The following is a 19810-nucleotide window of genomic DNA, read 5'->3' as shown; positions in this document are numbered from 1 at the left end:
AAATTGAAAACTTTAGTTTATAAAGAAATTAAAGAAAAATTAGGAAGAGATTTTGTCTTAGAAAATCCTAAAAATAAAAATTTAGCTCATTTTGCCACACCTTTAGCTTTTTCTTTAGCTAAAGAATTAAAGCAAAATCCTATGGTAATTGCTAATGATATTGTTATTAAGCTAAAGGATTGTGAATGCTTTGAAAGTGTAGAAGCTATTAATGGTTATGTAAATTTTAAACTTTCAAGATTTTTTTTGGATTCTTTAGCAACACAAGCTTTAAAAAACAATGAAAATTTCGCAAAAGATGATAAAAAAGAGCAAAGTTTCTTGCTTGAATATGTTAGTGCAAATCCAACTGGACCTTTACATATAGGACATGCTAGAGGGGCTATTTTTGGAGATACTTTAGCTAGAGTAGCTAGACACTTAGGGTATAAATTTGATACGGAATATTATATTAATGATGCGGGTAATCAAATTTATCTTTTAGGGCTTTCTATTTTGCTTGCTGTAAAAGAACATTGTTTGAAAGAGCAAGTAAAATATCCTGAAGAATACTATAAAGGCGAATATATTGTTGATATTGCAAAAGAAGCCTTTGTTGAATTTGAAAAAGATTTTTTTAAGGAAGAAAATATCTCCAAACTAGCTCTTTGGGCAAAAGATAAAATGCTAAACATTATTAAACAAAATTTAGCTGACGCTAAAATCTTTATTGATGCTTATGTTAGTGAAACTAGTTATTACAATGAATTGGAAAATACTTTAAATGCTTTAAAAGAACATAAAGGTATTTATGAAAAAGATAACAAAATTTGGCTTGCTTCAAGTGTTAAAGGTGATGAGAAAGATCGTGTGATTATTAAAAGTGATGGCAAAGGGACTTATTTGGCAGCTGATATAGTATATCATAAAGATAAAATGAGTCGTGGTTATAGCAAATGTATTAATATTTGGGGTGCTGATCATCATGGTTATATAGCTAGAATGAAAGCTGCTATGGAATTTTTAGGTTATGATGGTCAAAATCTTGAAATTATTTTAGCTCAAATGGTTTCACTTTTAAAAAATGGTGAACCTTATAAGATGAGTAAAAGAGCTGGTAATTTTATCTTGATGGGTGATGTTTTAGAAGAGCTTGGTAGCGATGTTTTAAGATATATATTTATCAGTAAAAAATGTGATACACATTTAGAATTTGATGTAGATGAATTTAAAAGAGAAGATAGTTCTAACCCTATATATTATATTAATTATGCCCATGCAAGAATTCATCAAGTATTTGCTAAAGCAGGTAAAAATATAAATGATATTATTTATGTAAAATTTCAGAATTTAAATGAAGATGGGATGAATCTTTTGTTTGAGAGTTTAAATTTAAAAGCAGTGCTTAATGATGCTTTTGAATCAAGATCTCTGCAAAAAATTCCAGATTATTTAAAAAATCTAGCTTCTTTGTTTCATAAATTTTATAATGAAAATAAAGTTGTTGGTTCAAGCAATGAAGATGAACTTTTAAAACTTTTTGCTGTGTGTGCCTTAAGTATTAAAACCGCTTTTTCTCTTATGGGGATTGAAGCTAAAAATAAAATGAATCACGATTAATTTTTATAATTGTAATTTTTATTTTTTTTGATGTTTCTTGTCATCATAAAACTTTGTTCAAAAAATAAAAGTAAGGTTACACTTACTCCAACTGCTAATGCTAAAGTTACCGAAAGGGTAGTAAAAAAATGGTCAAAAAATTGGATTAAAAAATCAGTTTTTTCGTTTATATCCTCAGAGCGTATAAAAGAAATTAGATATAAAATAGCTTTATAAGCATAAATTCCAGGTATCATAGGTATAAGTGCTGGAAAGGCTATGATTTCAGCTGGAGTTTTGAAAATTTTTGCTAAGAAAAGACCTATACAGCCTATACTAAAAGAAGCTACAAAGGTAGCTATTGCTAAAGTTTGAAATCCAAAATGCTCCATAAGTGTAAAGCGTATGCCATGAGCAATAGCAGCTAAAATAGCTGACAATATAAGAGTTTTTAATGGTGGATTACATGCATAGGCAAAACCAAGGCCAGTTAAAGCTGCAAAAAACATATCGAATAATATAAAAGAATAATCAATCATTGTAAAATTCCAAAATCATTGATGCTGAGTGTGGTATAAATTCCAATAGCAATACAACAGACTAAAATAACTACACTTATAATACGACTAAGACCCATTAGTATGTGATTTTTTAAAATATCAATAATAGAGTTAATAAAATAAACTCCTGGTATAAGATATAAAATACTTGAACCAAGTGCAATATTAGGTTCTTCTATAAAATTGAGCTTTACTCCAAAAAAAACAATAAAAGATGATATAAACGAACAAAAAATGTATTGTATTCTTAAATCAATTTTTAAAATTGTTAATAAAAATCTTAAACTAAGTCCTATGAAAGTAGCAAAAAATATAAATAAACAGCCATATAAATCTCCTCCAAATAATTTGCAAAAAGCAGAATTTGAAACAGATACTAAAAATAGATTTATAGAGAAAGGATATCTTTTAGTTAGAATAATTTCATTGAAATATTTTACAGCCTCTTCTAAATCATATCTATGATCATGAATTTGCCAACTTAAAGCACTAAGTTCTAAAATAACCTTAAAATTAATATGCTTATATTTATTAGGAATAATATAAGTTCTTTGTATAGAATTGTTTTCTTTATCAAAAATATTTAATGTTGTATGGTGAAAGAAAAAATTCATATTAATTTCATAACCATAAGCATTAGCTATTCTATCGACACACTTTGCAACTCTAGCAGTATATGTTCCTGCACTAAGAAAAGTTGTAGTGTATTCAATCAAAAAATGAGTCAAATTTTGAATTGATGGCTTTTCCATATAAAGTTCTTTAAAAATTTTATGATATTTTATCAAATTAAAATATAAAATCTTATAAAACTAAAAATATTCTAACAAAAATTGTGGAAAATCATTTTCGTTTTTAAAAAAAGTATAGAGTAAATTTTCACTTGGGTAAGTGATTTTTTTAATATTTATTTTTTTCTTTTGTTTTGAAATTTTTTCTAACATTATTGGCAGTTCTTTGTTAATTAGCATTTTTAAAGACATACCCATACCATGTTCAAGATTTTTAATAAATTTTCCATCGATTTGATTTTCATTTTCTATCATTGTTAAACACGCATCAAAGCCTAGTTTTTGTAAGGTATTGTATAGTTGTATTTTATCTTCAGGTGGAGCAAGTCTTAAATCTTGCACACTGTGGTAAGATCTATATATAGTTTTTGGAAATTGTGCTTGTATTTGTAAATGGTCTTCATCTAAAATATTACGAATTCTATAATGTGCTTTTGAAAAATAATATGGTGAATTAGGATTGCTTGTAAAATGTGTTTTAGTAAAAAAGTTTAGTTTTAAATTTGTATATTTTGGGTCTATATAAGAAGCTTCATAATATTTTACGAAATTTATTTCCTTTGCAAAGCCAACTAAAGGTAAAAAGACTTTAGCATAAGAAGAATTGTCTATAACTCCATCAATTTCCCATGGCATTAATTTTGCCATTAAATGCGAGACATATCCACCATGCGAGCTTCCAATAAGAATGATAGGAAGTTGAGTAAGCCCCCCCCCATGATGCTATTTTAAAAGTAAAGAGATTATTTGTTTTAATATAAGATAATACTTGTAAACAATCTAATGCTTGCATAATACCAAAATTTTGATACTCATTATTTGGTGGTTCACAAGTTATAGATATATCTATGAGTTTATTTTCTGGTAGTATATTTTTAATTTTTAATTTTGCTATTTCAGTATCTAAGAAAGTTAAAACTTCTTTATAGTTATTGAAATATTTATTATTAATATCTATTTGGCAAGTATTACAAATAGATGCAATGACATTTTGATCAAATTCATCTAGTATTAATTTAGCACCATTTTGTGGTCTACATTGTATACAAAAATAATCCACACTTACGCAAATTACATTATGATTTTCTAAAACTCTATAAATAAGTTTATTTTGATATGTATCATTAATATCACTGCCTAGACCAGGTAAAAGAAAAACTATAGCCTTAACTTCTTTTTCATCATCATAATCGATTCTAAAATTTAATAAAGATTGTCTTTGGATATTAAGTTCTATATCGTCAAAAGATGGAATTTGAAAAAAATTAGTTCGAAGCATGATCTTTCCTTTTTTGAATATAGATATATATGGCCAGAATAATACCTGTAAAAACAATACAAACAATAACGACTAAATGTAGATATTCTTTAATTAAATCTTCATTTTTTCCTAAAACATAGCCTAGTATAAGTAAAATCAAACACCAAATACCAGCTCCTAAACTAGTATAGAATATAAATTTTTTTAGATCCATTCTTGCAAGTCCAGCAGGTAAAGAAATATACTGGCGTAATCCTGGTATTAATCTCCCGCTAAAAGTAGAGATTTCTCCATGTTTGTTAAAAAATTCTTCAAATTTAGTAAATTTTTTTTCGTTGACTCCAAAATATTTGCATATTTTTAAAACAACTTTACGCCCTAAAAAATAACATAAATAATAATTGAGTAAAGCTCCTAAAAGAGCTCCAAATGTCCCACAAAGTAAGCATAGCCAAAAGTTAAGCTCGTTTTGATGGGCTAAATATCCAGCAGGTATCATTACTACTTCGCTTGGAAAAGGAAAAAAAGAGCTTTCGATAAACATTAAAAAGATAATTCCTAAATACCCCCAATCTTTTGCAAGAGTAAGTAAAAAATCTATAATTTCACCAAGCATAAATAACCTTTATTTTTAAGCTAATAATATAAATTTAGTTTTAATGTTTTAAAAATACAGCATCGCTTTTGCACAAATGACTATCAAAATACATAAAATTAAAGCAATTAAGTGTGATTTTAAAGGATCCTTTCTTTTTAAAATCTTTATAAAAAACAAAGAATAACAAGTTAAGCCAAACATTATTGCCAATAATAAAAGCTTAATAAATAAAAATATCCCAAAGTTACTTTTAAAAATATCCCAAAAAGAATTAATTTCATAAAAACTTAAAAGATAAAATCCACTAAATAAAAGCAAGATAAAGATACTAGCAAAGATAATAATACTTGATTTAGTATAGGCTTTTTTAATTTTATCACAATCTTCTTTACTTTCATGTTTATAGGCAAAACAATAAACACATACATCAAAAAACACATAAGCTATGAAAAATATAGCACAAATTATATGAATACAAATAAAAATAAAATGCATAATCAATCTCCTTAAAAATCATAGCACATTTTTAAGGAGAAGTAAAATTAAAGTTTTTCTAAAATTTGAATAGTTTTGATTTTATCTCCTGCTCTAATACTATCTAGTACCTCCAAACTTTCTTTATCTTCAGGGTTGATTTGTCCAAAGATAGTATGAACTCCATCTAAATGAGGCTGTGGACTATGGCAAATAAAAAATTGTGAACCACCAGTATCTCTACCAGCATGTGCCATAGATAAACTTCCTCTTAAATGTTTGTGTTTTTGTCCATCACATTCACATTCTATCTCATATCCAGGACCACCTGATCCTATACCATAAGGACAGCCACCTTGTATAACAAAATCTGGTATTACACGATGAAAGATAAGATCATCATAAAAACCATCATTGGCTAAATTTGCAAAATTACACACAGTTTGTGGTGCTTCATTTGGAAATAATTCTAATTTTATATCACCTTTTTCGGTGCTTATAATAGCAAAATTATATTTTTTTGCATCTTTTGTATCAATTTTTTTAAGCATATTTGTTCCTATTCTATATTAGTATAAACTGCTTGAACATCATCATCATCTTCTAATTTATCAAGCAATTTTTCAATATCAAGAAGTTGTTCTTCACTAAAACTTACAGGGTTGTTTGCAAGATACTCAAGTCCTGCTTTTTTAAGCACTAAACCTTTTTTTTCTATAGCATTACTAAGCTCACCAAAGGCAGTATAATCACCTATAACTAGTAACTCTTCTTCATTTTGTTCAAGCTCTTCAAGTCCTGCATCAATGAGTTCTAGTTCAAGTTCTTCCAAATCTCCATTGTATTTTTCAAGATGAAATACAGCTTTGTGTGAAAACATAAAAGTTAAAGAACCATTTTGTAAAATTTCCCCACCATTTTTACTAAAAATCGCTTTGACATTAGCTACTGTACGTGTAGGATTATCACTCATACACTCAACTATAATTAATGCACCATGTGCTGCTTTTCCTTCATAGTGAATATTTTTAATATCGACACTATCTTTTCCACTTGCTCTTTTAATAGCTGCATCTATATTGTCTTTTGGCATATTGTTGGCTTTTGCAGTAGCTATGGCACTACGAAGTTTTGGATTCATATCAGGATCAACTCCACCTTCTTTTGCTGCTACTTGTATGGCCTTTGCAAGTTTTGGAAAAAGTTTGCTCATTTTATCCCATCTTGCTTCTTTAGAGGCTCTGCGGTATTCAAACGCTCTTCCCATTAATTCCTTCTTTCTTTATTAATATTAAAATAATAGTATAGACTAATAAGTCTAAATTTGATTTTAAAGAATGCTGTGATAAAATGTGTAATTCTTAAAAATTGTTATTTTCACAACTATAATTAAACAAATAGGTAATAATTCATGAAAATTAAAAAAGATATTTTGATTGCATGGTTTTTTTTGATAGGCGCTATTATATTTGAAGTAGTGGGAACAAGTTTTTTAAAAATGGAAAATAAAGCTTTTGGATATATTTTTATGACTTTATTTATTGCATTTTCTTATTTTCTTATGGGTTTTGCTGTAAGAAAAATTCAAATAGGTATAGCCTATGCTGTATGGGAGCTCTTAGGAGTGGTATTAATTCTTTTAGTTTCATTTTTATTATTTAGAGAAAGTTTGACAAATTTTCAAATTCTTGGGATTGTTTTATCTATATTAGGAATAATAATGATTAATTTAGGAGAGATAAAAGAAAAATGAAATTGTATTTATTAGTCATTATTGCGTCTGCAGTCTTAGATATTATTGCTAATTTGCTTTTAAAAAAATCTGAAGGTTTTAAATATAAATTTTGGGGATTAAGTGCAATTTTTTGTGCAGTATTTGCATTTTTCTTATTATCATTTAGTTTAGAATATGTTCCACTGAGTATTGCATATTCTACTTGGGGTGCTATTGGTATTATTGGAACTTGTCTTGGTGGTTGGATACTTTATAAAGAAAAATTAAACAAAATTGGTATATTTGGAGTTTTTATAGTAATTATTGCGGTAATACTTTTAAATACTTGATTATATAAAGGTTTAACAATGTATGATTATTTATCTCATCAACCTATATTAAAAAAACATTCTCATCATCATTCTTGTAGTCATGGGCATTCCCATACAGATGCTAGGGCAATAGATAAAAAGATTTTAAAATTTTCTCTTATAATGACTTTCTCTATGATGCTTGTTCAATTTGTGTATTCAATTATTTCTAATTCGCTAGCTCTTTTAAGTGATACCTTACATATGTTTTCGGATGTTTTTGCACTAGCATTGAGTTTTTTAGCTATAGTGGCTGTAGAAAAATGGCAAGATTGTCAAAAAACATTCGGCTATTTTCGCTTAGAAATTCTTGTTGCTTTTATCAATGCTTTAACAATCATTTTTTCAGCTCTTTTTATAATTTATGAAGCAATAGAAAAGCTAATCACTCCTAGTGAAATTGATGCAAAGACAATGGTAATAATTGCATTTTTAGGATTAATAGTAAATGCAATTAATGGTTTTATGATGTTTAAAGGAGCTAATTTAGATAATGTAAATATGAAATCAGCTTTTTTACATATGATGAGTGATTTGTTGGGTTCGGTAGTAGTTATTATTGGTGGAATTATTGTATATTTTACTAATGTAGTATATATTGATACGATATTAGCTTTAATTTTATCTTTATTATTAATTAGATGGGCAATTATTTTATTAAAACAAAGTGGTAACATTTTACTCGAAACCTCTCCTGTTAATGTGGAAAAAGTTCGTGAAACTGTTATGGAACATAAAGAAGTACTTGAGATTATTGATTTGCACATAACTCAAATAACCAATAAAATGCTTGTAGCATCGATGCATATCAAAATTAATGTTGAGACTTTAGAAGATTTTGATATTTTATATAAAAAAATTGCTAAAAAATTATATGAAAATTTTGAAATAGGTCATTGTACCATTCAACCAATAAAAAGGAAAATATGATGAAAATAAAAACAAAAAATATTAATTGTCAAAGTTGTGTAAATTTAATCAAGGCTTCATTAGAAGAAGAATTTGGTATTATGCAAATTGACGTTGAAAGTAAAAGCATAGAAATTGATTTGAAAGCAGAGCAGCTTGATGAGTTTAAAAAACAACTACAAGATTTAGGCTTTGAATTAGATGAAGCATGAATTAAAATTAAAAATAGGCAATATGACTTGCGTTAATTGTTCCAATGCTATAGAAAAAGTTTGTTCTAGGATTGATGGAGTAGAAGATGTTAGTGTTTCTTATGTAAATTCTAGTGGAGTATTTTTACTTAAAGATCTATCTTTAAAAACAAAAATTAAAGAAAAAATCCAAGCTTTAGGTTTTGAAGTATTGCAAGATGAACAAAATTTATATGAGTTTAAACTTCAAGAACTTAAGAAAATGAAAATAAAACTTATAACGAGTATAGTTTTAAGTTCTATTGTGATGTATTTTGAAATGTTTATTCAAGGAAATAATTCTGCTTTGATTCAAATGTTTTTATCTATGATAGCAATTTTTTATTGTGGGAAAGATTTTTTTATCCATGCTTTTAAGGGTTTAAAACATAAAAATTTAGATATGAATACCTTGATATCTTTAGGCGCTTTTACTTCTTTTATGTATTCTTTTCTTGTGTATTTTGAAATATTTAGCAAAGATGAATATTTATATTTTAGCGGTGGGGCAATGATTATAAGTTTTGTTTTACTCGGTAAATATTTAGAGGAAAGGGCTAAATTTAAATCTTTAGAATATCAAAACAAATTAAAAGATATAGATATAAAAAAAGCTAATATACTTTTAGACAATGGTAGTATAAAAAGTATTTCTAGTGCTTTTGTAAAAAAAGATGATGTAATTTTGGTAAAAGAGGGTGAGAGTGTTGTTGCTGATGGAGTGATTATAAATGGTGAAGCTGAAGTAGATGTAAGTTTTTTAACAGGAGAATTTTTACCACTTTTTAAAAAACAAGGCGATGAAATTTTAGCAGGAAGTGTGCTTATTAACGGAAATTTAAAAATAAAAGCAGATAAAAAAGCTATTGAAAGTTCGTTAGAGCAAATCAAAGACATGGTTTTTAAAGCTGGGAATGTTAAAACCCCTTTGGCAAGTTTAGCTAATAAAATTTCAGCATATTTTGTAGCTTGTGTTATTGTTCTATCGGTTTTTGTATTTGGATTTTGGTATTTTAAAGAAGGAATAAATTCGGCGTTTTTGCATGCTTGCGCCACACTTTTGATTTCTTGTCCTTGTGCTTTAGGTTTGGCAACACCTATAGCTATAGTAAGTGCGTTAGCAAATGGTGCAAGAAATTTTATCTTGGTTAAAAATCCTGCAGTTTTAGAAAGCCTCGCAAATATAAAACTTGCTATTTTTGATAAAACAGGCACTTTGAGTCAAGATAGTTTAAGTATTTATAAGCATAATCTAAGTCAAGAAGACTTTCAAAAACTCGCACAAATTGAAAATTTAAGCTCACATCCTATTGCAAAAGCTTTTGTTAAAGAGTTAAATACAAATATAAATTTAAAAGGAAAATTAAGTGTTTTAATAGGTAGTGGTTTGGTATATAAAGAAAATGAAGAGGTGTTTTTAATAGGCAATGAAAAACTTATGCTTGAAAATAATATCAACATACAAAAAAGTAAAGAATTTTTGCAAAAATTTGAAAATCAGGCTCCAACTTTGTTGTATTTTGCAAAAAATAGAATTTGTGTCGGTGGTGTTTGCTTAAAGAACGAATTAAAAAATGAAGCTAGAAGTTTAATAATGAATTTAAAACAAAAAGGTATAAAAAGTGTTATTTTAAGTGGTGATAATAAACAAAGTATTACCAAAATAGCAAAAGAATTGGACATTGATGAATATTATTTTGATCTAAAACCTAGTCAAAAACTTAAATTTATAGAAGAAAAAATGAAAACTGAAAAAGTGCTTTTTATAGGAGATGGCATTAATGATGCGCCTGCTTTAAATTTAGCTAATGCAAGCATAAGCTTTTCTAAAGCAAGTGAACTTGCTAAAAAAAGTGGAGATTTGATTTTAATAAAAGATGATTTGTCTTTAATATCTTATTGTTTTGAACTTTCTAAAAAGACAAAATACATCATAAAGCTCAATCTTTTTTGGGCTTTCATTTATAATATATTGTGTATTCCTATAGCAGCAGGTTTTATATCTTTTATCTCTTTAAGTCCGCATTTAGCGGCTTTAATAATGTGTTTTAGCTCTATAATGGTTGTTTTGAATTCTTTAAGACTATTAAGGTTTTATTAAATATTAGTATAATATAATAACAAATATCAAAATTATTTATGGAGGGGGGGGGGAATCAATGCAAGTTGATTGTAATTGTTTTTCTATGACTAATATAGTCAGATTTTCAAAAATCATAGTTTTATTAACTGTTGCCTCTTTGGCGGCTATTGTTGTTTTTGGAAACGTTACAGACTATAATTCAAATTTTCAGTTTGTGATGCATGTCATGAGCATGGATACCAAACCTGATTATTTAGGCAATGCTATTGTATATAGGGCTATTACTTCACCTGTTATACATCATATAGCTTATATTTTTATCATTATGTTTGAAACTTTCATAATGTTAACGGCTATAAAAGGTGCTTTGGATATGTTTAAAGCTAGAAATTCAGATGCAAAAAGTTTCCATGAAGCTAAAAAATTTGGAATTATTGCATTGACTTGTTGCTGCCTACTTTGGTTTTTTGGTTTTCAAGTTGTAGCTGCAGAATGGTTTGGTATGTGGATGAGTAAAACTTGGAATGGTTTGCCTGATGCTACTAGATTAGTAACTTATATGCTTTTGGCTTTAATTTATATAAGCATTAAAAATGATGATTGATTTTTTTCAAACTCCTTTTAGGAGTTTGATTTTATAATTCATTAACAGCACGATATGCTTGGTCAATTGCTGAATGCATATAAGCAGACCAATCAGAATCTGAATTAGCTATCACAATGTTTCCAAAAGGTTTTCTTGCAAGTTCTATAGTTTTCTGTGTCTCTTTATTATCATCGTATAAACTATTCTCAGTATATGAATAACAATGTCCCCAGCGATTTACAACTATAGCTTTAATATCTTTTTCGTGATTGAATCCAGCAGATCCTAACATACCTTGAAGCTGATCGCGAATGATTTTTTCATGCTCTTCAAAACTCATAGTAAATAATAAATTTCTACCTATTCTAGCTCTATCTCTTGCATCCATTCCTTCAAGATCAATTCCTTGTATAGAAGCAAAAACCAAAGGTGAACAAACCATATGAACACAAATAGGTTTTTTAGGATCCCTTGGGTGATAATAACCTCCCATGTCAATAGGATAATCAAGTTTTGTTCTAGCATAAGGCATTTTAGGTGAGTAAATTTCATGAACTCCAAGTTTTATAAATGGTTCCCAATTGCTTATAATAACTTTTGTGTGTAAAAGTGATGTTTTTACATTCTTACTCAAAGCGTCCTTTTGTTCTTGTGGTAAGCTTGGTATAATATATGGAATCATACTATTATAATTTGCCATTACTACTTTTTTTGCTTTTATTCTATAATTTTTGCCTTTATTTATATAAGTAACTAAAGTACCATCGTTTGTATTTTCTACATTTATTACTGTGCTATTTAATCTTAAGCGAACTTTGTTTTTAGCAAGATCGAGTTTAGAATAATCAAAATGGGCTAAAGTAATATCATCCATGTCTTTACCTTTTTTAGATACTTCAGGAATCAATCTTTTAACCATCAATCTAGCAACAGTTGCATTTCCATCAGCGCAGTGGTGGATATATGGTTCTTCCATTTCAGCTAGTGCGTCACCTTCAATAGGATCAAGACCTAGTTTATCAAATCCAGGTAAAAAAGAAATTCTAGCATCTTCACAAGAAACAGCATCAATTCCCAACGCTAAAAAGTCATCTGTCATACCTTCAAAGAATTTTATAGCTTGAGGTGAGAGTTTAACCTTTTCTTCTAAAAAATTTTTATAGCTTGTCTTGGCTATATACTCATCTCTTTGTTTTTTATTCATACCTTTTAGATAATCTTTTTTGCTTTTGAATAAAGCGATTAAATCTTTTTTGTCTTTTTCATTTAGCGGAAAATCTTTTATAAAATCTTCTATACTTTTGCCATTGTTCTTTTCTTCTGGAATATCATCACAAATTACTTTTCTAGGATTTCCATTTACAACTTTATCTACCCCAAATTCAGCTTTAGAAAAATACACACCTCTACTAAGTTTTAAATCAGGGTAAAAATTTATATCAAAGCGTTTAGCTAACTCATCAATATCTATACCCAAAGAAGATAACAATCCTACTACTTCTTTAGAATATAATGCTTTGGGAGATTGAAAAGTTTCACTACCCCCATAGCTTAAAATAGTTCCATCTTCTAGTTCTATTTCATTTCTTCTAGCGTGTCCTCCAAAATCATCATGATTATCAAGAATTAAAATCTTTTTATCTTTTCCAAATTTATTTTGATAAAAACAGGCAGCTGCTAATCCACTAATACCAGCTCCAACTATAACTAAGTCATATTCTTGTTTAGGTTTAATAGCGCTAAAGTCAAATTTTTCACCATCTCTTAACATATGTGCAAATTCATAGCTTGCATTATTGCTTCCTCTTAGTCCAAGCCATTTAGGTGGGTAGTATTCTTTAGTGAAGTCTTCGATCTTAGCTTCTTTACCATATAAAACTTGCAAAGGAGTCATTCCTGCAAGTATAGTTAAAGCCATTCCATTTAAAAAGTCTCTTCTTTGCATTGTCTTTCCTTAAAATAAGATATATTAACTCTTATTTTAAGGAAGCTTTTATACTTTTATTCTTAAATTAACTTTTATATGCTATAAAATTTAATAATAAGTTACCTTTTTTCTCTTTTTATAGTTTTTCCATAGTTTTAAAGATAAAAAAATTATAGCAATGCTTAAAACAAAAATATGTGGAATTTGCGGAACTTTTGCAGATAAAAAATAATGCCAAGAGGCTATTAAAAAACAGATATAACCCAGTTTTCTAATTTTACTGAGTTTTGTAAAAAATTTAAAAGAGCTTATAAACATTAGTGTGAGTATAAAAAAGCTTATAAAACCACTAAATTCTAAATTTTTACTAAAAGTATCTTTGAAAAAAAGCATTAGGTCTAAATTTTTTCCAAAAGCAAAATAATTTAAAAAGTGAATCAAGGCCCAAAAAAATGCATAAAAACCTAAAAATTTAGGATAATCTTTTGTGTGTTTATATTTTAAAAGTGAAAAAAATAGGCTTAATCCAAAAAAGATTAAGCCAAATATACCACTATAAAAATACACAGATTTTACAATATCAAATTCATGCATAATTTGATAAAAACTATAAAATATACTTAAAATAAAAAGCAAAAAACTACTAATATTGCAAAATTTTTTACTCATTAAAAATTAACCCTTAAATCCATATCTTTATATAAATGTGCTACTTCTTTTTCATAACCATTAAATATTTGAGTAGGTTTAGTGAAAAAATCTCCCAAAGGACGCTCATTAGCTTGAGACCATCTTGGGTGAGAGACGTTTGGATTAACATTTGCATAAAAACCATATTCTCTAGGATTTGCAAGCTCCCATGTGGTTTTAGGTTGTTCTTTAGTAAATTCTATTTTAACGATAGATTTTATACTTTTAAAACCATATTTCCATGGAACTACAAGGCGAATCGGTGCTCCATTTTGTCCAAGTAAAGGTTTTTTATACATACCAACAGCCATAAGTGTTAGTGGGTGCATAGCTTCATCTAATCTTAAACCTTCTACATAAGGATAATCAAGAGTTGGAAAAAATGAAGCTTGATCTGCAAATTGATTTTTATCAAAAAGAGTGGTAAATTTTATAAATTTAGCATTACTTTTAACTTTGCATTTTTCTATCAAAGCTCGAAGCTCAAAACCAACCCAAGGCACCACCATAGACCAAGTTTCAACACAGCGAAATCTATAAATCCTTTCTTCTAAAGGAAAAGCTAGTAAATCTTCCATAGTTAAAGCTAAAGGCTCTTCAACTTCACCACTAATTTCTATTTTCCAGCCCTTTGTATTGAAATTTTTAGCAAGTTCTACTGCTCTTTTTTTATCTGTAGAAAATTCATAAAAATTAATATAATTAGTTGCAATTTTTTCATCACTAAGTTTTAGTTTTTCACTATTTGCATCAGGTAAAAAATTTAGTGCCATTAATTTAGATTGGATTAATGCTGAGCTAACTAAAGCACCAGTACCTAGTTTTAAAAAATGACGTCTTTTTTTGTATAATTTTTCATGGGTAATATTCATAATTATTCCTTTATATATTTATATAGTATTAAAACATATAAAGGAAAACAAAAGGATAATTTTTATTATTTTATAAAAAATATTTTAAAAAATAATTTCATTGTTTTCAGAAAAAATAGGATTATTTTTTGGAAAAGGAGAAGTATTGGTATAATATTCTTTTTGTTTTTCAAAAAATCCTTGATAAACTCCTTTAGGAATATTAAATTTTCTTGCACTATCAGGATAAAGTTCTAAATATTTTGTTAAAAATTCTTTAAAAACCGGAGCAGCAGTTCTTGCTCCGCCTTCAATTTGTTTCATAGGTTTATTATCATCATTGCCATACCAAATGATTGCTTCTATTTCAGGAGTTAATCCACAAAACCAAGCATCTATACTTTTATTAGAAGTTCCTGTTTTTCCAGCTATTTCAATCCCTTTAACTCTTGCATTGCGTCCAGTACCTTTTTGAACAACATTTTGCATCATATTATTAACTAAAAAAGCCTGTGCAGGTTCACTAATTTTTCTTTCTCCAGAATTAAATTCTACTAAAGTTTTTCCATTTTTATCAATCACCTTTTTTATTAATATTAAATCTTTTTGAAGACCATAATTTCCAAAAACAGTATAAAGCTTAGCATAATCATAAATAGAAATTCCAAAACTTCCTAAAACTATAGATAAATCCATAGGAATATTTTCAAATCCCATATATATGAGTTTATCATGAATAACATCAAGACCTAAGGAAAGAGCAAGATTGATGGTAGCTAAATTTCTTGAGCCAGTTAGTGCTTCTTTTAAGGTAATAAGTCCTAAAAATTTGTCGCCAAAATTTTTTGGTTTCCAATCTTTTTCATTTTTTTTAGAACTTTCAAAAACTCTTGAAATATCTGCGATTTTGCTCATAGGCGAATAACCTAAATCAATAGCAATTTGATATAAAAAAGGCTTAAAGGAACTTCCAGGCTGTCTTAAGCTTTGAGTGGCACGATTAAAATTGCTTTTTGCATAATTTACTCCACCTACTAAGGCTAAAATATCACCATTTTGATGATTTGCTACTATCATAGCCCCATTTAGTGTGCTTAAATTTGCATCTTTATCTCTTTTTATAATCTCATCATAGCCAAATTTTAAAGCATCTCTTGCAATATTTTGTACATCAAGATCAATTGCAAGTTCTATTTTATATCCACCTGTTTTTAAATCTTTAATACCACTTAATTGTTTTAAAACTTCTTGAGTTACATAAGGAGCTGCATTTTGTGTCAATGTATCATCATAAATTTTTGGAATTTCTTTTAAAGCACCTTGGTATTCTTCATTAGAAATCCAACCTAGATTATACATTCTTTGTATAACACTATTTGCTCTTGCTAAAGAAAGATCCAAGTGTCTAGTCGGATCGTAAGTGCTTGGGGCTTTAGGCATACCTACTAAAATAGCTATTTCTTTTAGACTAAGATCATCTAAATTTTTTCTAAAATATCCAAGTGCAGCGGTTTTAACTCCATAATATCCATGCCCAAAGAAAATGAAATTTAAATATCTTTCCAAAATTTGTTCTTTAGTCAAAGTACTTTCTATTTTATAAGCAAGCAAAGCTTCTTTTAATTTTCTATTTAAGGTTCGTTCAGGAGTTAATTCTGTGTTTTTAATGAATTGTTGTGTGAGAGTAGAAGCACCCTCCATAGTTTTACCACCACTTCTTATGATTTTAATAGCTGCTCTAAAAATTGCATCTATATTGACTCCATTATGTTCAAAAAAACTAGTGTCCTCTATAGCAATTAAAGCCTCTATAAGTCTTGGTGGAAGTTCTTCATAAGGAGCATAAAAGCGGTGTTGTTCAAAGATATTAGCAACTAATTTTCCGTTTTTATCAAAAATTTGTGTTGTAAGAGGTGGTTTATAATCTTTAAAAGTATATTGATTTAAATCTGAATCTGAAAACAAATAGGCAATAAAAATAAAAATTCCTATCAAACAAACCACACAAAAAGAAATAAAAATTTTTAATGTTTTAATCATAAAAAAGCTTTCAAAAGTTCTATATTAAGCCCTAGTGCTGTGCTTTGATGACCTATGATTTTTCTAATGTATTTTTTATGAAATCCTTCACACATTACAGCACCTGCTTTACCTTGATAAAGTTTTGAATTTACATAAATTTGCATATCTTTTAAGTCAAATTCATCTAAGATTATATCACATTTGCTAAGATTGAATATTTTTTTATTTTCTAAAATCAAAACCATAGCACTTAAAATACTAATGCTTTTACCATTTTGTAAATTCAGCATCTTAAATGCTTCATTATCGTTTTTGGCTTTTGTGAGAATTTCATTTTCAATACAAACTATACTATCAGCAAATAAAACATTTTTAAAATTAGGATATTGTGCAAAAAATTGCCTTTCTTTTTCTAAAACTATTTTTTGCACATAAGAATTTGGTTTTTCTTTTTTTATCGAACTCTCATCATAGTCTATTATGATTTGTTCAAAAGCTATATTTGCTTTTTTTAGTAAAGCAACGCGTGAAGGCGAACTTGAAGCTAGATAAAGCATTAAACAAGACTTTCTTCTATGATTTTTTTAGCATGATTTAATGCTTGGTCTATTTTGTTTATATCTTTACCACCTGCAGTAGCAAAATCATCTCTTCCGCCACCATTTCCACCAAGTATTTGTGCAATTTCTTTTACTAAATTTCCTGCTTTTAATGGAGCTTCTTTTACTCCTGCTGCTATGGTGATTTTGCCTTCTTTTTCTTGTAAAAGCAAAATCACTGCTTTGTTAGATTTGTTTTTAAACTCATCAATCATAGTTTTTATATCGCCATTATCTATTTTTTGCACACAATAGATAGTTCCGTTGAGTTCTTTAGAATTTAATTCTATTTTGTTTGAATTTTTTAACTCATTTTTTAAATTTGTGATTTCATTTTTTAATTTCGCAACATAGTTTAAAATATCATGAGTTTTTAATTCTTCTTTAATTTGGCTTAGTTCTTTTAAATTTTCATTTATATAATCAAGTGCAGCTTTGCTAACTACAGCTTCTATTCTTCTAACTCCAGCACTAACACCACTTTCTTTTACTATGTAAAAACTACCAATCTCTGAACTATTTTTTACATGAGTTCCACCGCAAAGCTCTTTACTAGCTCCTAAGGTTAAAACTCTTACTTTATCTTGATATTTTTCACTAAATAAAGCTATAGCACCGCTTTTTTTAGCTTCTTCCAAATCCAAAATTTCAATCTTAGCTTCATTTGCTTCCATAATGTAAGTATTTACTAAAGTTTCTATTTTGTTTAATTCTTCTTTGTTTAGGGCTTTTGGATGAGTAAAATCAAATCTTAGTTTATTGTATTCTACTAAAGAGCCTGCTTGACTTATATGCGAGCCAAGAATTTCTCTTAGAGCATGGTGGAGTAAATGTGTTGCACTATGGTGTCTTGCGATTTGCTCTCTTTTTTTTGTATCTATATAAGCTATAATTTCATCGTCGGTTTTTATATCTTGTTTTAGTTTAACCTGGCTTAGATTAATATCAAAGAATTTTTGCGTATCTAAAACTTCACTCTCGTTGATAAATCCTATATCAGCACTTTGCCCACCACTTGTTGCGTAAAATGGAGTTTTTTCAAGCATCAGCCATACTATTTGTCCATTTTTAGCTTCAGATATAGTTTTGAAATTTTCATCTAAAATAGCTAAAATTTTAGTTTTTTCTTTATAATTTTCATATCCACTAAAGGTATTTTTGCCAAATTTTTCAAGTAAAATTTTAAAATCCCCACTAATTGCCTTGTCTCCACTTCCTTTCCAAGAAGCTTTAGCTCTATCTTTTTGTTCTTGCATTAAAGCATTAAATTTAGCCTCATCTACGCTGATATTTTTTTCTCTTAGCATATCAGCAGTTAAATCAAGTGGAAAACCATAGGTATCATAAAGCTTAAAAGCTACTTCACCGCTAAAAATATCTTTGGTGTTTTTAAGCTCTTCGTTAAAAATTTCTATGCCATTTTCAATAGTACTTAAAAATCTTTCTTCTTCTAGTTTGATTTGCTCTTTAATAAATTCTTTTTTTTCATTTAAGTAGGTATAATGTTCGCCCATTAATTCACAAACCACATTTACAAGCTCATGCATAAAAGGTTTTTTAAGTCCTAGTAAATACCCATGTCTTAATGCGCGGCGTAAAATTCTTCTTAAAACATAACCTCTACCTTCTTTGTCAAAGCCAACCCCTTGAGCTAGTAAAAATACACTTGATCTAATATGATCAGCTATCACTCTAAAGCTAGCTCCACTTTCATAGGTATAAGTTTTACCACAAAGTTTTGCTATTTTTTCTATGATAGGCATAAATAAAGAACTATCAAAATTACTAAATTTTCCTTCTTTTATAGCACTAACTCTTTCAAGTCCCATACCTGTATCAATGCTTGGCTTTGGTAAAGGACTTAGTGTGCCATCTGTACTTCTTTCATACTGCATAAAAACTAGATTCCAAATTTCTAAAAACCTATCTCCATCACCACCCATATAATCTTCACTAGAATTAAAATGCTCACTTCCTTGATCGTAAAAAATTTCACTACAAGGCCCACATGGTCCAGTATCGCCCATTTGCCAAAAATTATCTTTATCGCCAAATTTATAAATTCTTTCTTTTTCTATATGTTTTTGCCACAACTTATAAGCTTCATCGTCATTTTCATGAACTGTTACATAAAGTCTATCTTTAGGAAGTTTTAAAATTTCAGTTACAAATTCCCAAGCATAAGCAATAGCTTCTTCTTTAAAGTAATCTCCAAAACTAAAATTCCCAAGCATTTCAAAAAATGTGTGATGGCGTGCTGTGTAGCCTACATTATCTAAGTCATTGTGTTTACCACCAGCTCTTATGCAAGTTTGACAGCTTGTTTTACGCGGAGGATTAGGGCGTGGCACTTCTCCAGTAAATATACTTTTAAAAGGCACCATACCCGCATTAGTAAAAAGCAAACTCGCATCATCAGGAACCAAAGGACTTGAAGGTGTAATTTCGTGTCCTTTTGATTTAAAAAATTCTAAATATTCTTTTCTTATATCCATAGGTTTTCCTAGCTATTTTTTGCCTAAAATAATACCAAAAATACTTTAAATTAAGTAAAACTATCTTATAA

At 28.3% G+C, this 19810-nt stretch carries 21 protein-coding genes; 7 read left to right on the top strand and 14 right to left on the bottom strand.

From position 1 onward, the window contains the following. Positions 1 to 3 precede the first annotated feature (3 nt). A complete protein-coding gene (argS, locus tag CAQ16704_RS05395; protein WP_039667228.1) occupies positions 4 to 1599 on the top strand; it encodes an arginine--tRNA ligase in 1596 nt (531 codons plus the stop codon). Here argS and CAQ16704_RS05390 read toward each other — a convergent pair. The 8 genes from CAQ16704_RS05390 to CAQ16704_RS05360 are packed head-to-tail and all read right to left on the bottom strand — an operon-like array spanning position 1596 to position 6529. After that, entirely contained in the window at positions 1596 to 2117 is a 522-nt protein-coding gene (locus CAQ16704_RS05390) for a threonine/serine exporter family protein (RefSeq protein WP_039667227.1), read from the bottom strand. The two genes, argS and CAQ16704_RS05390, sit on opposite strands and share 4 nt — an antisense overlap. Further along, a complete protein-coding gene (locus tag CAQ16704_RS05385; protein ID WP_039667226.1) occupies positions 2114 to 2890 on the bottom strand; it encodes a threonine/serine ThrE exporter family protein in 777 nt (258 codons plus the stop codon). Before CAQ16704_RS05385 ends, CAQ16704_RS05390 begins: the two co-directional genes overlap by 4 nt. Positions 2891 to 2950: 60 nt before the next feature. Continuing rightward, complete coding sequence (locus CAQ16704_RS08510) at positions 2951 to 3613, bottom strand: DUF2920 family protein (RefSeq protein ID WP_335328901.1); 663 nt, start codon at positions 3611 to 3613, stop codon at positions 2951 to 2953. Further along, positions 3549 to 4208, bottom strand: coding sequence for a DUF2920 family protein (locus CAQ16704_RS08505; protein WP_052245012.1), 660 nt, complete (start codon positions 4206 to 4208; stop codon positions 3549 to 3551). The genes CAQ16704_RS08510 and CAQ16704_RS08505 overlap by 65 nt, the downstream gene beginning before the upstream one ends. After that, on the bottom strand, positions 4195 to 4806 hold the full coding sequence (locus tag CAQ16704_RS05375) for a DedA family protein (RefSeq protein ID WP_039667225.1): 612 nt from the start codon (positions 4804 to 4806) through the stop codon (positions 4195 to 4197). The genes CAQ16704_RS08505 and CAQ16704_RS05375 overlap by 14 nt, the downstream gene beginning before the upstream one ends. 48 nt (positions 4807 to 4854) lie before the next feature. Continuing rightward, a complete protein-coding gene (locus CAQ16704_RS05370; protein WP_039667224.1) occupies positions 4855 to 5283 on the bottom strand; it encodes a hypothetical protein in 429 nt (142 codons plus the stop codon). 47 nt (positions 5284 to 5330) lie between these two features. Continuing rightward, positions 5331 to 5813, bottom strand: coding sequence for a peptidyl-prolyl cis-trans isomerase B (locus tag CAQ16704_RS05365; protein WP_039667223.1), 483 nt, complete (start codon positions 5811 to 5813; stop codon positions 5331 to 5333). Between the two features lie 8 nt (positions 5814 to 5821). Then, a complete protein-coding gene (locus tag CAQ16704_RS05360) occupies positions 5822 to 6529 on the bottom strand; it encodes a YebC/PmpR family DNA-binding transcriptional regulator (RefSeq protein WP_039667222.1) in 708 nt (235 codons plus the stop codon). 144 nt (positions 6530 to 6673) lie between these two features. On the opposite strand from CAQ16704_RS05360, the gene CAQ16704_RS05355 reads away from it, so the two are divergent. Genes CAQ16704_RS05355 through CAQ16704_RS05330 form a run of 6 tightly spaced genes read left to right on the top strand, consistent with a single transcriptional unit; the run spans position 6674 to position 11173 of the window. Next, entirely contained in the window at positions 6674 to 7015 is a 342-nt protein-coding gene (locus CAQ16704_RS05355; protein WP_039667221.1) for a DMT family transporter, read from the top strand. Then, positions 7012 to 7326, top strand: coding sequence for a DMT family transporter (locus CAQ16704_RS05350; protein WP_039667220.1), 315 nt, complete (start codon positions 7012 to 7014; stop codon positions 7324 to 7326). The genes CAQ16704_RS05355 and CAQ16704_RS05350 overlap by 4 nt, the downstream gene beginning before the upstream one ends. 18 nt (positions 7327 to 7344) lie before the next feature. Further along, positions 7345 to 8277: a cation diffusion facilitator family transporter gene (locus CAQ16704_RS05345; RefSeq protein ID WP_039667219.1), complete on the top strand. Its 933-nt coding sequence runs from the start codon at positions 7345 to 7347 to the stop codon at positions 8275 to 8277. Beyond that, complete coding sequence (locus CAQ16704_RS05340; RefSeq protein WP_039667218.1) at positions 8277 to 8468, top strand: heavy-metal-associated domain-containing protein; 192 nt, start codon at positions 8277 to 8279, stop codon at positions 8466 to 8468. The genes CAQ16704_RS05345 and CAQ16704_RS05340 overlap by 1 nt, the downstream gene beginning before the upstream one ends. Next, positions 8458 to 10587 carry a heavy metal translocating P-type ATPase gene (locus CAQ16704_RS05335; RefSeq protein WP_039667217.1) on the top strand — a complete coding sequence of 710 codons (2130 nt, stop codon included), beginning with the start codon at positions 8458 to 8460 and terminating at the stop codon, positions 10585 to 10587. The genes CAQ16704_RS05340 and CAQ16704_RS05335 overlap by 11 nt, the downstream gene beginning before the upstream one ends. A gap of 58 nt (positions 10588 to 10645) precedes the next feature. Further along, positions 10646 to 11173 carry a DUF2165 family protein gene (locus CAQ16704_RS05330; protein WP_052245011.1) on the top strand — a complete coding sequence of 176 codons (528 nt, stop codon included), beginning with the start codon at positions 10646 to 10648 and terminating at the stop codon, positions 11171 to 11173. 31 nt (positions 11174 to 11204) lie between these two features. On the opposite strand, the gene CAQ16704_RS05325 is transcribed toward CAQ16704_RS05330, so the two are convergent. The 6 genes from CAQ16704_RS05325 to alaS form a co-directional block, all read right to left on the bottom strand. Continuing rightward, positions 11205 to 13100: an NAD(P)/FAD-dependent oxidoreductase gene (locus CAQ16704_RS05325; protein WP_039667216.1), complete on the bottom strand. Its 1896-nt coding sequence runs from the start codon at positions 13098 to 13100 to the stop codon at positions 11205 to 11207. A gap of 90 nt (positions 13101 to 13190) precedes the next feature. Next, complete coding sequence (locus CAQ16704_RS05320; protein WP_039667215.1) at positions 13191 to 13751, bottom strand: ferric reductase; 561 nt, start codon at positions 13749 to 13751, stop codon at positions 13191 to 13193. After that, positions 13751 to 14644: a protein-methionine-sulfoxide reductase catalytic subunit MsrP gene (gene msrP / locus CAQ16704_RS05315; RefSeq protein WP_039667214.1), complete on the bottom strand. Its 894-nt coding sequence runs from the start codon at positions 14642 to 14644 to the stop codon at positions 13751 to 13753. Before msrP ends, CAQ16704_RS05320 begins: the two co-directional genes overlap by 1 nt. An 84-nt stretch (positions 14645 to 14728) precedes the next feature. After that, positions 14729 to 16660 (bottom strand): PBP1A family penicillin-binding protein, encoded by a 1932-nt coding sequence (locus CAQ16704_RS05310; protein WP_039667742.1) that lies wholly within the window; start codon positions 16658 to 16660, stop codon positions 14729 to 14731. After that, positions 16660 to 17202 (bottom strand): septum formation inhibitor Maf, encoded by a 543-nt coding sequence (gene maf / locus CAQ16704_RS05305; protein WP_039667213.1) that lies wholly within the window; start codon positions 17200 to 17202, stop codon positions 16660 to 16662. Before maf ends, CAQ16704_RS05310 begins: the two co-directional genes overlap by 1 nt. Beyond that, a complete protein-coding gene (gene alaS / locus CAQ16704_RS05300; protein WP_039667212.1) occupies positions 17202 to 19739 on the bottom strand; it encodes an alanine--tRNA ligase in 2538 nt (845 codons plus the stop codon). The genes maf and alaS overlap by 1 nt, the downstream gene beginning before the upstream one ends. Positions 19740 to 19810 lie beyond the last annotated feature (71 nt).

Source organism: Campylobacter sp. RM16704, from assembly GCF_000816245.1.
In the GTDB taxonomy this organism is placed as follows: domain Bacteria; phylum Campylobacterota; class Campylobacteria; order Campylobacterales; family Campylobacteraceae; genus Campylobacter_D.
Note: the sequence above shows the minus strand (reverse complement) of the source record. Positions and strands in the feature narration are given on the sequence as shown.